Source organism: Rhodospirillaceae bacterium, from assembly GCA_040219235.1.
Taxonomy (GTDB): Bacteria; Pseudomonadota; Alphaproteobacteria; order Rhodospirillales; family Rhodospirillaceae; genus WLXB01.
On sequence record JAVJSV010000002.1, the window covers coordinates 116,344 to 131,093 of the forward strand.

Annotated in this window: 11 protein-coding genes; 5 read left to right on the top strand and 6 right to left on the bottom strand. The window is 50.5% G+C overall.

Annotation, left to right across the window (positions count from 1 at the left end; all coding sequences use genetic code 11):
• Positions 1-62 precede the first annotated feature (62 nt).
• The 4 genes from RIC29_00625 to RIC29_00640 all read left to right on the top strand — a co-directional run bounded on the left by RIC29_00625 (position 63) and on the right by RIC29_00640 (position 4,912).
• The gene (locus RIC29_00625) at positions 63-257 is read left to right on the top strand and encodes a helix-turn-helix domain-containing protein (GenBank protein ID MEQ8733399.1); all 195 of its coding nucleotides are present in this window, start codon (positions 63-65) and stop codon (positions 255-257) included.
• 178 nt (positions 258-435) lie between these two features.
• Positions 436-2,196 carry a tyrosine-type recombinase/integrase gene (locus RIC29_00630; protein ID MEQ8733400.1) on the top strand — a complete coding sequence of 587 codons (1,761 nt, stop codon included), beginning with the start codon at positions 436-438 and terminating at the stop codon, positions 2,194-2,196.
• Positions 2,193-3,266 (top strand): hypothetical protein, encoded by a 1,074-nt coding sequence (locus RIC29_00635; protein ID MEQ8733401.1) that lies wholly within the window; start codon positions 2,193-2,195, stop codon positions 3,264-3,266. The genes RIC29_00630 and RIC29_00635 overlap by 4 nt, the downstream gene beginning before the upstream one ends.
• Positions 3,263-4,912 carry a recombinase family protein gene (locus RIC29_00640; GenBank protein ID MEQ8733402.1) on the top strand — a complete coding sequence of 550 codons (1,650 nt, stop codon included), beginning with the start codon at positions 3,263-3,265 and terminating at the stop codon, positions 4,910-4,912. Before RIC29_00635 ends, RIC29_00640 begins: the two co-directional genes overlap by 4 nt.
• Positions 4,913-5,206: 294 nt before the next feature.
• On the opposite strand, the gene RIC29_00645 is transcribed toward RIC29_00640, so the two are convergent.
• From RIC29_00645 to RIC29_00660, 4 genes are all read right to left on the bottom strand, one after another.
• Positions 5,207-8,449: a CusA/CzcA family heavy metal efflux RND transporter gene (locus RIC29_00645; protein MEQ8733403.1), complete on the bottom strand. Its 3,243-nt coding sequence runs from the start codon at positions 8,447-8,449 to the stop codon at positions 5,207-5,209.
• Positions 8,450-8,459: 10 nt separating this feature from the next.
• Positions 8,460-9,719, bottom strand: a complete 1,260-nt coding sequence (locus RIC29_00650) for an efflux RND transporter periplasmic adaptor subunit (GenBank protein MEQ8733404.1) — start codon at positions 9,717-9,719, stop codon at positions 8,460-8,462.
• Between the two features lie 17 nt (positions 9,720-9,736).
• Positions 9,737-11,131, bottom strand: a complete 1,395-nt coding sequence (locus RIC29_00655) for a TolC family protein (protein MEQ8733405.1) — start codon at positions 11,129-11,131, stop codon at positions 9,737-9,739.
• A gap of 117 nt (positions 11,132-11,248) precedes the next feature.
• Positions 11,249-11,668 (bottom strand): hypothetical protein, encoded by a 420-nt coding sequence (locus tag RIC29_00660; GenBank protein ID MEQ8733406.1) that lies wholly within the window; start codon positions 11,666-11,668, stop codon positions 11,249-11,251.
• A 171-nt stretch (positions 11,669-11,839) separates the two neighbouring features.
• On the opposite strand from RIC29_00660, the gene RIC29_00665 reads away from it, so the two are divergent.
• Complete coding sequence (locus RIC29_00665) at positions 11,840-12,787, top strand: CpcT/CpeT family chromophore lyase (protein MEQ8733407.1); 948 nt, start codon at positions 11,840-11,842, stop codon at positions 12,785-12,787.
• A gap of 23 nt (positions 12,788-12,810) precedes the next feature.
• On the opposite strand, the gene dctP is transcribed toward RIC29_00665, so the two are convergent.
• Entirely contained in the window at positions 12,811-13,794 is a 984-nt protein-coding gene (gene dctP, locus RIC29_00670) for a TRAP transporter substrate-binding protein DctP (protein ID MEQ8733408.1), read from the bottom strand.
• 129 nt (positions 13,795-13,923) lie between these two features.
• The coding region (locus tag RIC29_00675; GenBank protein MEQ8733409.1) for a DUF1838 family protein at positions 13,924-14,750 on the bottom strand (827 nt) is incomplete at its 5' end.

Below are 14,750 nucleotides of genomic sequence, written 5' to 3' on the forward strand. Positions count from 1 at the left end.
GCGTGAACACCTTCAACAGTCCATCCCTCAAAGCCCCCCTCTTAGCCCAGGAGACCAGACAGATGAATCCTAACACCCCAGCACCAATCACGACCAAGCTCCTGACCCTTGATCAGGTTGCGGACTCCCTGGCTGTTTCCACCCGCACCGTTCGCCGTCTCATCGACAACAAGGACCTGCGTAGCGTTCAGGTTGGTCGGCAAAAGCGGGTTGATCCGAAGGACCTAGACGCCTTCGTAAACGCCCACAAAACGTGACCTCTTATGACAACCATCAAGTAATAGTGTCTAATAATGTCAAACAATAGTGCAAATATAGTCACAGTATTTAGTACGTTATTTGGTTTTATATTTTCACTATATTGTACTTCTGTCCTCTTTTGTCTTCACTTTTCATTTAATGTCACTTAGCGTTGTGCACTACGGAGGATGACTCATGGTTAAAATCAGTAAGATCAGAAACCCGTTTACCAGCCCAGACAGCCTGACGATTGCCGACGTATTGGTCCGGGTTGAATGCGACCCTCAGCTTAGCAGCCGCAAAAAGCGCGAAATCTCATCCGCGCTCAGGCAAGTGCCTAAATGGCTCAACCGGTTACCAGCCGATGTGCCAGCCAACGCTGCGTTCTTGCGCAAAGCGTTAGAAGATTTCCATCCTGACCACGCTGGTATCTCCAAGCGTCGCTATCAGAACGTGATCAGTACGGTAAAGTTTGCGTTCAAGCACTGCGGCGTGTTGTTGAATAATCGCATATATCTGGCTGAGTTTACGCCGGAATGGCAGGCCCTTTGGGATCTGCTTGATGAAAAGTATCACCGCTCTGGCCTTTCTCGGTGCTTCCGGTTTTGTTCGGCCCAGCGGATCAAGCCTGAAGATGTTGATGACGCGTTCTTCGCTGCTTTCCTGAAAGCGCTAGAGGCGGAGGCCATCACCAAGAAACCACGCACCCAGCATCAAACGGCCTGCCGGATCTGGAATATTTGTGTGAAGTCTATTCAAGGCTGGCCGCAGAAGCCAGTTACAGTCCCGGTCTATGGTGACTTCTATACCGAACGCCTTGATGCTTTCCCAGAAAGCTTCCAACAGGATTTAGCAAGATATATTGATCGGCTCACCCATGTAGACCTGCTCGACGAAGACGGCCCACCTAGAGCGTTAAGGCCACGCACGATTCACTCTCTTAAGATGCTGATCCGCCAGTTGGCCGCAGGATTGATACACCAAGGCCATTCCCTCGCGGACATCACCACCCTTACCTATCTGGTTGAGCACTACCAGGAGGCTTTGCGCTGGCATCTTCAGCGGACCAACAAGAAGACCTCGTCTCAACTTTCTGGCCTGGCGGACTGTATCCGATCCCTCGCCAAGTATCACGTGCGCGTCGATCCTGAAACGCTCAAGAAGATCGAACAGATACGCAGCCGTTTGACGCACGAGACCACAGGCTTGACCGATAAAAACCGTGAACGTCTGAGACAGTTCGATGACCCGAAGAATGTCATAAAGTTGCTCTGGGCCGGTAAGAAAGCCTTTGCCCTTTCCGTAAAGCGGGATGATGGCACTCGACAAACTGCACATGAAGCAAGCCTAGCTCTGGCCCATGAGCTTCTTTTGCACGCCCCCATGCGGATTGCGAACCTAGCGTCATTGCGGTTGGATCAGCATCTGCACTGGGAGAAGTCAGGCTGCAAAGGTGTCTTGTCCATCGCTATTCCCGGACAGGAGGTTAAGAATGGTGAGCCGTTAAACTTTCCTTTTCCCCTGCCCGTCTCCAACATGGTGCACCAATATCTGGAGGTGTTCCGACCACGGTTATTTAAGGGATCAAATGATTATCTGTTCCCGAGCCGTGATGGCAAAGCAAAGCGGTCTGACACTCTAGGCAAGCAGATCAGCAAACAGATCTGGGACAAATGCGGCCTGAGGGTAAACCCTCATCTGATCCGCCACTTTGTGGCAAAACAGATTGTCGAAGCGACACCCGGTAATTACGAGGGGGCCCGCCGTATTCTGGCCCATAAAGACTCAAACACCACTTACAAATTTTACGAAGGTATGGAGGCAAAGCCAGCGGTCAAGCACTGGCAAGATATACTGGTGAACAAACGCGGGCATACCGAGCCATACGGCGGTGATGGTCTGCGTGACACCCGGGTGATGCGGCGCGGTTCCCATCCGAAACGGCGGCTGGCATGAGTCCCGATAAAGCCCGCTATATCCTGCGCTTCGAAGACTGGCCGTGTGAGCATCAGCACGCCTTGCAGTCTGCCATAGACGCGGGTGACGTGTTCACAGATCAGGGGTTGGCAGCACAATGGACCCCAAAAACGCGCCGACAAATCGTCAAGGATTACGGCATGTGGCTTCAACATCTGAGCTGCCAATCGTTACCGCCCACGTTAGGCAGCCAGCCCACGCCTTTGGAGAAAGACACCTTACGCTCCTATGTGGAAAGCCTTCAGTCACGCCTTGCGCCTATTAGTGTCTGTAGCCGGTTAACGGGATTGTCTGAAGCCTGCCGGGTCATGTGGCCGAGCATCGACCGTACCATTTTGCGTCGGATGTTAAGCCGCCTCAAACGTAATGCCGCGCCGTCTCGCAATAAGACGGCAGACCTGCTGTCGAGCCGCGAGATTCTACATGCGGCGCTTGGGCACTTGGAAAGCGTTACAGAAAGCACTGCGCCATCAGACACCATTCAGGCCTGTTGGGGTCGCAATGCTTTGATGGTTGCCATCCTTGCTGTACACCCCATCCGCCTCGCCAATCTGACCATGATCCGCCTCGGGCTTCATCTGCATCAAGACGGCGATGAGATCTGGCTGCGTTTCTCTGATGAAGAGACCAAAGAGCACCGCTCAATGGAGTTCCCGCTGGCCGATGTGCTGCGCGAACCACTTAAAGTGTATCTGGAAGTTTATCGCCCAATCTTGCTTGACGGACGCGAAAGCGACGCGCTTTGGATCAGCGTGCGCAAAGGACCAATGAAGGAGCAGGCGGTTTACGATCAGATTGTGCACACAACAAAGAAACTGTTCGGCCACCCGATCAATCCCCACCTCTTCCGGGACTGTGCCATGACCACCTTGGCCACAGAAGACCCTGCTCACGTGCGCGTTGGGGCCCGGTTACTTGGCCATAGTTCTCTAAAAACAGGAGAACGGCATTACAACCAGGCGACTATGGTCTCTGCTGTCACTCAGTACCATGACACCCTTGCCAAGTTGCGAGGAAACACGCCACCGCCTGAGGACCCAAAACCATGACCCGCGCCGTCATTTACGCCCGCTACAGTTCAGAGAACCAGCGCGATGCCTCCATCGAAGATCAGGTTCGGCTGTGTACCGCTTATGCAGAGCGACAGGGGTGGCGGGTCACCAACACCTATACAGACCATGCGATCAGTGGCGCCTCTTTACTCCGGCCCGGGTATCAAAAACTACTGGAGGATGCCCGCTCAGGTCAGTTCGAGGTGGTCCTGTCTGAAGCCTTGGATCGTCTTTCTCGCGATCAGGAGCACATTGCCAGTCTGTTTAAGAACCTCACCTTTGCAGACGTGCGGTTGTTCTCGGTCGCTGAAGGAGAGATTGGAGAACTTCACGTTGGCCTGAAAGGCACAATGAATGCGTTGTTCTTGAAGGACCTCGCCCTCAAAACACATCGGGGTCTGGAAGGGCGGGTTAGGCAAGGCCGGTCAGGCGGCGGCTTATGCTTTGGGTATGATGTTGTTCGAGAGCTTGATGCCTCCGGCAACCCGATTAGAGGTCAGCGCGCTATCAATCAGGAAGAGGCTGCGACCATCATCAGAATATTTGAAGAGTTTGCGAGTGGACGATCACCTGTCGCGATTGCCAAACAATTAAACTCTGAAAACGTCAAAGGCCCACGCGGAAAGGATTGGGGGCCTTCCACAATCTATGGCAACTGGAAACGCGGCACCGGCATCCTGAACAATGATCTCTATGTTGGCCGTCTCGTCTGGAACCGGCAACACTTCATCAAAGACCCCGACACCGGCAAGCGTCAAGCCAGGCCCAACCCGGAAGCGCAGTGGGTTATCGAAGAGGTGCCCGGCTTGCGGATTGTTCCGCAACACTTATGGGACGCAGTTAAAGAACGACAAAATGGGTTGCGCAGGACCGTAACGAGCACGTCTGACCGAAGTATCAGATCAGAACGGGCCAAGAGAGCCGTCTACTTGTTCTCTGGCCTCCTAAAATGCGGCGAATGTGACGGCTCATACAGCATGGTAAATGCCACTAGCTACGGATGCAGCACGCGCAAAACTAGGGGCACATGCACCAACAATTTGCTGATAAAGCGCCTGGAGCTAGAAGACCTCGTTTTAGATGGCTTAAAAAAGCAGCTTATGGAGCCATCGCTGGTTAAAGAGTTCATCAAAACCTATCACCAAGACCTTAATCAGCAATTGGCTGGTGAGACCAATCGGCGTGAACGGCTGTCCAAGCAACTACGGAAGGTGACACAAGAAATCGAAGAACTGATCTCTGCGGTAAAGTCTGGGATCAGGTCTAAATCTCTGCAGTCAGAATTAGAAATGCTGGAAGAGAAACAGCAGAAGCTGGAAGATGAATTAAAGACCGAACCACCACCGCCGGTCAGGTTACATCCTAACCTTGCTGAGATTTATCGAGATAAAGTTCAAAACCTTGCCAACGCGCTAAACGCTCCCGACACGCGGCAAGAAGCTGGTGAGATACTGCGGTCGTTGATCGAGGAAATACGGCTTGTTCCTCAAGGCGAAGTGCTTGGCATCCATCTCAAGGGAGAATTGGCGGAAATGCTCGCAATATCAACAAATCAAAAGCCCGGCTCAATTGGAACCGGGCTTAAGATAACGCTGGTTGCGGGAGGGCGCAGCCACCTTTACAGAACTGTACTTGAACTCTGACTATCTGAACGAAATACCAAGAAAGAATAAGGGCTGTTGTCTAGCTATGCCAACCTGAAGGATTCTGAATTTAGAGAAGAGGTAGCCTGTAGTTCTTTTCAATCACTGACATTTTCTTCAAATCATCTATTCGGAGAAACACACTCAGGCGCGTAAACCTTTGTGTTAATCACCCAAAAAGCCCTCGAACTGAACTTCATCGACACATTGCATCCGGTTTTTTCATGCAGCCTTTTACTGTTGCCCGCCATGAACTAGCGAAGCCCAGAAATAGACAGCTTTTGACGTAATTTTCTATTCCGCTGGACCGGGTACTCCATGGGGCCCGGGTGGACTATCTATCTTCGGGCTACGGTTCACGCTGATACCTTCAGCTTTTGGCTGATGAAAAAAGCGATAAAGCGCAGGCAGAACGATTAGCGTAAGTAATGTCGAGGAGATAATTCCTCCAATCACAACTGTTGCCAAAGGCCTTTGCACTTCACTCCCTGTTCCGACGTTCAGAGCCATCGGCACGAATCCGAGACTTGCAACAAGCGCTGTCATTAGTACTGGTCTTAGGCGAGTTAAAGCGCCCTCTTTAATTGCCTGCTCTAGCGGTATCCCGTCTGATAACAGGCGTCGAATAAAGGACACCATCACAACGCCGTTCAATACCGCCACACCAGATAAGGCGATGAACCCAACTGCGGCAGAGACCGACAGCGGAATATCACGCAACCAGATTGCTAGAACCCCACCTGTCATAGCCAGTGGAACACCAGAAAATACCAGCAAAGCGTCTTTTGCAGACCCAAAGGCAGAGAAGAGAAGAAGAAAAACCAGCAGCAAAGCTATGGGGACCACAACTTGTAAACGCTGAGACGCCGATATTAGTTGTTCGAACGTCCCGCCATAACCAACCCAGTATCCGGCTGGGATATCGACTTCATCCTCGACCTTCTTTTGGAGCTCTTGAACAAAGCTACCTAGGTCTCGGCCTCGCACATTTGATGTTGCGACGACGCTACGTTTACCATTCTCTCTACTAATCTGATTTGGTCCGATGACAATCTCTATGTCTGCAACTTCGCCTAAAGGAACGAAACTTGGCGCAGTATTCATGCGATATAAATTTTGCCCATCTAAACGCGATTGATTTCGTTCCAATGTTGGTGAAAGCGATATTGGAATCTGCCGAATCTGATCTATATCTCCTCTGATATCTTGGGGGAGCCTAACGATTATCGGATAACGCCGGTCCCCTTCAAAGAACTGGCCCGCGTCTCGTCCACCAAGTGCAATGCTAATAACTTCTTGAACATCTTTAACATCTAAGCCGTAGCGGTAGAGTTTCTCACGATTGGGCACAATGCTAAGCATTGGAAGCCCCGTTGCTTGCTCAAGCCGAGCGTCTGCAGCTCCAGGAATTTGTTCAATAACTTCAAGAATACTTTCACCGGTCTCAACCAAGATATCCAAGTCATCCCCATAGACCTTGACCGCTACGTCAGTTCTAACCCCCGCGATCAACTCGTTAAAACGCATTTCAATCGGCTGTGTGAACTCATAATTGTTCCCAGGTATTTGCCGTACTGCGGTTTCCAATTCGGATATGAATTGCTGCTTAGGCTTACGGGGGTCAGGCCAGTTTTTGCGATCCTTCATGATAATGAAAGTGTCCGCGACACTTGGGGGCATCGGATCAGTCGCGATCTCAGCGGTGCCTATTTTCGTAACGATCCTAGCGACTTCCGGAAATTCGGCGATCCGTTGTTCCAGGGCTTCTTGCATCTCAACGGCCTGACTCAAACTGGTGCCGGGGATACGCAAGGCATGCATCGCTATGTCGCCTTCGTCGAGGTTGGGCACAAACTCTGTTCCCAAACGGGTTGCGAGAAGAAAACTAAGAACCGTGATACAGACTGCCGCAACTATAACCGGCAAACGCCAAGCCAGAACAAAATCGATAATCGGATCATATAGAGCGCGAACTCCCCTTATGAGTTTATTCTCCTGCTCCGCAACACGCCCAGTTACGAAAAGTGCTACTGCAGCGGGAACAAAAGTTAGGGATAGAAGAAGCGCGCTTAGCAACGCCACAACCACGGTAAAAGCCATGGGCTGGAACATTTTTCCTTCAACACCAGTCAGTGTGAATATGGGCACATAGACCACAGTAATGATGAAGATACCAAATATGCTGGGTTGTATTACCTCAGCAGTTGCAGATGCTGTGATAGAAAACCGCTCGTCGCGAGTCAGAAGTCGGCCATTTTGAGCCTGTTTTTCTCCAAGTCTGCGCAAACAGTTCTCTACAATAATAACAGCGCCATCGACAATAAGACCAAAATCAAGCGCTCCAAGACTCATAAGGTTCCCTGAGACACGGTTTTGCACCATGCCACTTACTGTCATGAGCATAGATACTGGAATAACCAGCGCTGTAATCAGCGCCGCTCGGACATTTCCTAGCAACAAGAAAAGCACCACTATGACAAGCAGTGCGCCTTCAAGCAGGTTGGTTTCAACCGTTGCAATAGTCTTCTCGACAAGGTTGGTTCGATCATACACGGCAGTAATAACAACGCCGTCAGGAAGGCTGGCGGCAATCTCCTCGACCTTAGCGGCGACACGTTTTGATACGTCCCTGCTGTTCTCTCCGACAAGCATGAACACTGTGCCCATCACGACTTCACTTCCGTTTTGAGTTGCTGCGCCATTTCGGAGCTCCTCACCAAAAGTTACTCGTGCAACATCCTCAACACGGATAGGACTGCCATCTCTATAGTCAAGGACAGTACGCCGGATATCTTCAAGAGTGTCGAACTGTCCAGGTGACCGGATAAGGTACTGCTCTCCCCTCCGTTCGATATACCCTGCGCCCACATTTGCATTATTCGCTTCAAGCGCAGCCATGACATCGGCAATAGTTAGATTGAAAGACATCATGCGGCTAGGATCAGGTTCAACATGAATTTGCTTCACGAATCCTCCAGCCGCGTTAACGTCAGCGACGCCTTTCACGGTTCTTAGCTGTGGCCGAACAACCCAATCGTTAATCGTACGCAGCTCGCTGGGGGGGAAAAGCTTCGGGCCCTGCTCCCCAAATTTTGGGTCAGGAGTGACCGTATACATAAAGATCTCACCCAGACCAGTGGCGATAGGTCCCATGGCGGGCTCAATTCCTGCAGGCAGCTGACTCCGCACCTCCTGCAGCTTCTCGCTTACAAGCTGTCGGGTAAAGTAGATGTCCGTACCATCTTCAAAAACAACTGTGACCTGGGACAAACCGTAACGAGAAATGGACCACGTATAGTCAAGCGCTGGCAGTCCCGCGATAGCGGTTTCTACGGGAAACGTGATTCTTTGTTCGACTTCGAGCGGTGAAAATCCTTGTGCTTCAGTGTTTATTTGCACTTGGACATTGGTGATATCGGGCACAGCGTCGATTGGAAGCCGCTGAAAGTTGAAAATACCCAGCCCACAAACGCCGATTACAGCTACTAAGACCAGCCAGCGGTTCCGTATCGAAAAATAGACGATTCTTTCGAGCATAACGTTCCCCTTAATGGTCGTGGCTAGCGCCGTCTTTTTCGACGTCAGCCTTAATTAGAAAACTGTTTGCAGAAACGTATTCTTCTAAGGGTCTAATACCGCCCAACACCTCGGTCCAGGTTCCGTCGGCGCGACCAAGATCAAGCATCCGGACTTCATAAGTGTTCCCGACTTTTGCATAGACAACAGTAAAATCGCGAAATCTCTGTAACCCAGCGTTCTTGACGGCAAGTTCAACTTCGTGCGTTCCAACAATGGCCTCACCGCGCACCATCATCCCTGGCCGCCATGACATATCTTTATTTACTAACTCGACCCAGGCACCGATGGACTGTGTGCCTGCGTCAGCTACTGGAGTTAACAAGATGATCGTGCCATCTCCTGCTATGCCGCCACCAGCAGCGGATACTCGCACTGACTGGCCAACACGTATTTGAGTCGCCTGGCTGGGAAACGCGTTCAGTTCGGCGATCACGGTTGACAGATCAGCAACCTGAAAAATATCGCCAGAATCAACGAACTCTCCCACGCCAACTGCGCGATTAATTATAGTTCCATCAATTGGTGACCGAACCTCGTAGCTGCGTAAACTTTCATTACTCTCAATGACAGCAAGTACATCACCTCGATTTACTTTTTCTCCGATATTGGCGCGCAAACTTTGTACGATTCCAGGAAAACGAGGCTTGAGGTTGACCATTCGTTTTGGATCGATCCGAGTCACGCCCGTCAGTGTGATGAGTTCTTCTATCGTCGTCGCACCAACAAGATCAGTCTCGACACCCGCTGCTTCAGCGACCTCATCAGGTATCGATGTTCTTCCCTCGAATGACTCATATGTCCAATTCCATGACTGCCCATTATACTGAGCGGATACAGTCACTTCGAAAGAATGGGGCTCGTAAACAATTCCGGACCCGACGAGATGATCCTCATTCGCCGTGAAGTCGTGGCGATCAATAACCCCGCCCAGCCGAGACAATTCGACTGTTGTCTTGACCAGCACAGGATCAATGGGCTGGTCAGATTCATATGGATACAGATGAAACTGCGGCGGCACTCCACCCTCAAAGATCGTAACCTCAAGAGCAAACGCGCCATTTCTTAACAGCCGCCCGCCGTTAGGGCCTCGCTCATAATCCTCTTCAGCATCTTCAGCGACAGCCTCGCCCAGACCCACGCTTTCACCAGGTGATATTATTAGAATTGTAAATCCGAGAAGGAATGAAAAGGCGATCATAATCACGATCACCAAAGTCTGTCTTGCCATGGAAGTTACTCCTGTCATCACGATGAAGATGCCAAAGACGTCATTGACTGACCCGTTAGCCGCTCAAGTTCTAGAAAAATGAGATGGTATTCGGTTGCTGCTTCAAGAATGGCGTATTGAATTTGGATAAGCTGCTCTTGCGCGAGCGACAACTCCTGAAAGGAGTATCGAGCACGTTCATATCCTTCTTCAGCGATGCTTACAGCCTTCCGAGCCTCCGGCAACGCCAATTCGCTAAGCGTTGCATACGTCTCTTTCGCTGTTGTAAGCCGGACATGCATTTCAGCTAGAGTCGACTCCAATTCCCAACGTTTAGTAGCTAAGTCTATTTGGGTTCTGCGAACGTGCCCTTCCGCTTCACGCTCAAACGGGCGATTCCTAGGCCCGGTCGCGAATGGGATGGATGCTGAAAAGACCAGCCCAAAGGACCTGTCGGGTTGAAGACGACGCACACCAGCAGAGACGTTGATATCTGGTGTCGATCCAGCCCGCGTAAGTTGATACTCAGCATCTCGAATTCGTTCATCAGACATGAACAATACAAGATCAGGATTCTGGCTGACCATGCGTTGTAGGTCACTCAGTTCAGGAATAGGCGGTATCTCATAAAAATTGCCTAGAAGAACACCCATATCGCTTGGGTGGCCTTGCCAATAGGACACTAGAATCGTGCGGGCGCGTTGGCGAACAAGCTCAGCTTGACGTCGGTCTAGGCGGGCCTGGACCAACCGAAGCCGCGAGTTGCTTTCTTCCAGAGCGCCAGCGCTTCCAGCCTTTACTCTTTCTTTAATTCGAGAAGCCCATACCGTGTAGTTTTCCACTTGCTGCTGTGCAAGAAGAGTCCGCTCTTGCGCCGATAATGCTTCAACAAAAGTACGGGCTGCCTGAGAAATGACGTCTAATTGCTGGGCCTGAAGCAGAACATCAAGTCTTTCACGTTCCCGTATTACGACTGACGTGCGCCGCTCGCGCTTTTGGCCAAGCTCCAAGACCGTGCCCAAACGGATGGTAGCCTGCCATGAATCGACGAAATCAGGTCGACCGGTTGTAAAAACGTCCTCAAGCTCTGCTTCAATTTCATATCCTGGCCTTTGATCCGCCTGCTCACGGCGTGCATCTAGAATAGCGATATCTATGTCATTACCTCTGAGTTTTGGATTGTCCTGCAAAACTCTCTTTATGACGTTTCGCAGAGTGACATCAGGTTCGTTACCCGTCGCACCATTTGGATCGGTCGCTTGCGCAAGATTGTTTGATGTGGCGAGGACTTGAACTTCTTGTGCCTCAAGTTGATCTGCCAAAACAGAATAGGGCGTTAGACTGTAAATACTGACAAAAAAGGCCAAGCGAAAAGCAGTCAGCACAACAGGAATGCCAATGATCGCGTAATCATACGAGAGGATACGAAGCATCCATCTCTCCATAGCTAATAAATAAAAGATAAGAAATTGATGGCGCTATATAAGCCCAACACAAAAGAAACTTGAGGCGAAGATAGGGTGCCATCCCCCGCTTAAGCGGGGGTCAGGTCATGCAATAGTCTGCGGTGGCCTAAACAGGGGAGCCGGGAATAGATACTCCGGCTGCTGGCTTCTGCTGATCCTCGCTAGCTCGTGAGAAGAGCTAGGCAATGAAAGGGTAAAGGCAGAGTGCATCACATCAATGAAATGCATATGAGGACCGTGGCTATGTTGTCCATTTTGTTCGGTATCAGACTCAAATCGTTCATCATGTATTTGCGAATCAGCGGTTAAAATAGGCTGATAGTGCTCATCACCGTGCGAGTGGTGATGATCGCCTGCACCCTGAAAAACATGGTCATAGTGAACATGGTAGGGGCCGCTATCAAATCCAAGCCAACCAGGAATCACGCCACTCAAAGGCGCATAGACGAAGCTCACAGCAACCATCATCGACATCAAACGTAATGTGAGACTGCGCGTCTTCATGAATCCCTTAGCCCCAATATTAGTGGTATAAGACTACCCATAATTATCGACTTACGGCAACAGTCTTCGTTCGAAACTATAAATTTGTAGGCTTAACTTAGGTCCAAGCGCTATAATTGAAAGACCATGCACCAGCCTAGATTCAATATTTTCGCGCTCGTGACATTAATTATGTCGCAAACATCGGCAATCGCTGCACCGTCACCGGAACTACAGCAGGTTTTGCAAGACGTTTCCGCTTGGATCCCTGGTAACTATGACTCAATGCCGCAAATCGCCTATGAGCGGGCCAACGGCGCACCTCCTGATGGAGAGCACAGTCACCAATACCGGGTTTTCGCCCGTATCGACGCACCGCACTTGGGGGAATACGTATTCTATTCTCAAATACGGGCTGGCGGTTCAGACGGACCCATCATTCAACAGGTCGTTTTTCTGACTGAAATGGACGAAGAGAATAATGGCGTCACTTTTAATGGTCGCCGCATAAAAGACCCGGATGATTATATCGATGCTCACTTATACCCCAACATGTGGAAGACAATCGGACCTGATACAAGGTTTGGGGGCAACTGCAACTTTTATTGGCGTCGTCATGGATCCCTGCTTAAGGGAACAATGAACGATGGCACGTGCACGATGATGTCGCGGGAAAATCAACAAATGACGTGGCACACGGAGTGGGTTCTATCGCCAAATGAGCTGTGGGTTTATGATAACGGCTATTATGATGATGGAAGCCTAGTCACTGGGCGATACGACAAGTCTCATCTTCGGCTTTACAAGGCAAATACCTTTTCTTGCATGGCAACAATTCAAGACGGCGGAACTCCCGTTACAACCATGACCGAGGTACATGACCGGGGCGGCGTGGCTCAGATTAAAGCTCAGCAAGACAATACCCCGCCTCTCTTCCTTGAATTACTGCGCGGACCGACCGTCGGAGAAGACAGTGAAATTATGGAAACCACTAGACTAACCGTACTCAATCAAGACCCCTTAGACGAAGAGTTACCGAGCGTCCTGGCCTCTGTCAGCGCCGAAGGTGCACCGTCGCAAATATCTGTGCATTATTCAGGCACTGAAGTTAACTGTTCAAAGGACTCATCAACGAACTAGGAGATACCTGCCAGTGATGTGCCTCACTCTATCCTGAGGGACTCAGCCGTTTGCAGTAATTCCCGGTATCGCTGTTGGGCATTCACACCAGATTGACTAAGCTCGTTGAGCCGCTTGTCGATTAAGGGCTGCGCCACCTCACGCCAGGCGGACCGTTCTTCTGGCGTAGGTACGATAATTGTGTTGCCCAACTCAATGACGTTATCCCGCCCTCTTTGCTCTTCCTTATCCCATTCTGTGGCGGCATTAAGCGCGACATCAGAGCCTGACATCTCAACAACGATTGTTCTAAGATCATCCGGTAGAGCATTGAGCGCTTCAGCATTTATGAAAAGCCCAAGAACAGAAACAAAGAAGTACATCTCCGTATGATAATTGGCTTGCTCACCGAGATTGAAGATACGCATTGCCTCATAAGGCCATATCGTTCCATCCACTGTGCCAGCCTCTAGCAATCCATAAACTTGTGGTGCGAGATAACCTGCAACGGGTTCTGATCCCAAAACGCTCAGAATGTCACGGATGTAGTCCGTTGCGCCGCGCATTTTGAGCCCACTTAGGTCAGCTGGCACGCGAACTGGCTTATCTTTCGTATGGATTAGTGAAGGTGCATTCGTTTGCAGCACTGCCACATGCAGTCCTGTCAAATCGACGTTCAGCAAACTTTGATCTTGAAGGAGTGAATTAACGATTCGCGTGCCATGAACCGCTGAGTCGGCGATAAATGGTAGCTCAACAAGGTCTAAGGTGGGGCTCTCTGGTGCAGGTCCGAAACCAACCTCGGCAATACCGTCACGCACTCCTGGCGCGATCGCTGCCAATCTCAGCAATGAGTTGTTGGGGTGTACCTCAATATTGATACGACCATCTGTTCGGCGTTCTAGTTCCTTCACCCAATCCGACAACCAACCTGCCGCAAAGAAATGTTCCTCTTGAAGATAATGGGCTAAGCGCCATTCAACTTCGGCCGCAGCAGCCGGTGTAGACAAACCGATTAAAGCAAGCACACAAATTAGGATACGTGCCCTGCACCTTACAAAAACTGCTATCTGTAAAATTAAAAGACTCATCGTTCAGAACCCAACCTTTTCTCTCAAACAAAAATAAGCCGCGTGCTTTATGCACTGAGCGATCAGTTACTTTATCGGCTGCCGCATCTCAGAATAACGTTGCCAGCTGTTCATCGGCTTGTCCCAAGGCGCTTCGCTTGTCAGATAGTTGGGTTGCTGACGCTCAATAACCTCCAACATCTTGACAGGCAGGGCATCAGGTCCAGAAATTTTACGTCCGATGCCACGTGTCATCAGTAAGCCTGGACGTTGACCCATCAATAGCCACGGCAACCAGGATCGCATCGATACCCAGTTCATATCGTGAGGCGCGGACATCAGTTCTGCATTCTCCAGGTCTTCAAGTCGACCGGACAAGGTCAGATTGATGCTGGAAACAGTCTTTTCTCCCGATGACGCTAAGGGCCATTCATTTGGTTGCAGTGGATGGGGCCGCTCAAACACGGCTTCTTCTGTTAGCCATACATGCCCATCAATGACATTCCATGGCAGCACGACCGGCTCTGTCGGTTGCGACTGTGTCCAAGGATAGACGGGGCCGTTTCGAGTAAGCGTCGTCGAAGAAGGCCCATCCCATACCTGGATGACTTCATTGGATTGTCCAGTAATCGGGTTCTTGAAACCAGAAAGGATTTCCTCACTGTCTTTGTCCAGAAAAGCTGATGTGTCATATAGAAGCTCGGTGTAAGTGCCGTCGCCATTGTTTGTCCATTTGGCCTTAATGAGACCCTGAAACTTAAACATGGGAACCGGCGCTCCTTCAGGAAGCACGGCTAGAACATCTCCCCAATAATGCCGCCAAACCCATTCATTTGCGAGCGAACCACGTAATTTGACGTTCGCCCGTAATCCATCATCCGGGTCAGCGAAATCAATTGCCTGACGATCAGAAG

Excerpts from the sequence above, each read along its gene's own strand:
- RIC29_00625 (MEQ8733399.1), top strand. The coding sequence starts at position 63 with ATGAATCCTAACACCCCAGCACCAATCACGACCAAGCTCCTGACCCTT.
- RIC29_00630 (MEQ8733400.1), top strand. The coding sequence starts at position 436 with ATGGTTAAAATCAGTAAGATCAGAAACCCGTTTACCAGCCCAGACAGC.
- RIC29_00635 (MEQ8733401.1), top strand. The coding sequence starts at position 2,193 with ATGAGTCCCGATAAAGCCCGCTATATCCTGCGCTTCGAAGACTGGCCG.
- RIC29_00640 (MEQ8733402.1), top strand. The coding sequence starts at position 3,263 with ATGACCCGCGCCGTCATTTACGCCCGCTACAGTTCAGAGAACCAGCGC.
- RIC29_00645 (MEQ8733403.1), bottom strand. The coding sequence starts at position 8,449 with ATGCTCGAAAGAATCGTCTATTTTTCGATACGGAACCGCTGGCTGGTC.
- RIC29_00650 (MEQ8733404.1), bottom strand. The coding sequence starts at position 9,719 with ATGGCAAGACAGACTTTGGTGATCGTGATTATGATCGCCTTTTCATTC.
- RIC29_00655 (MEQ8733405.1), bottom strand. The coding sequence starts at position 11,131 with ATGCTTCGTATCCTCTCGTATGATTACGCGATCATTGGCATTCCTGTT.
- RIC29_00660 (MEQ8733406.1), bottom strand. The coding sequence starts at position 11,668 with ATGAAGACGCGCAGTCTCACATTACGTTTGATGTCGATGATGGTTGCT.
- RIC29_00665 (MEQ8733407.1), top strand. The coding sequence starts at position 11,840 with ATGTCGCAAACATCGGCAATCGCTGCACCGTCACCGGAACTACAGCAG.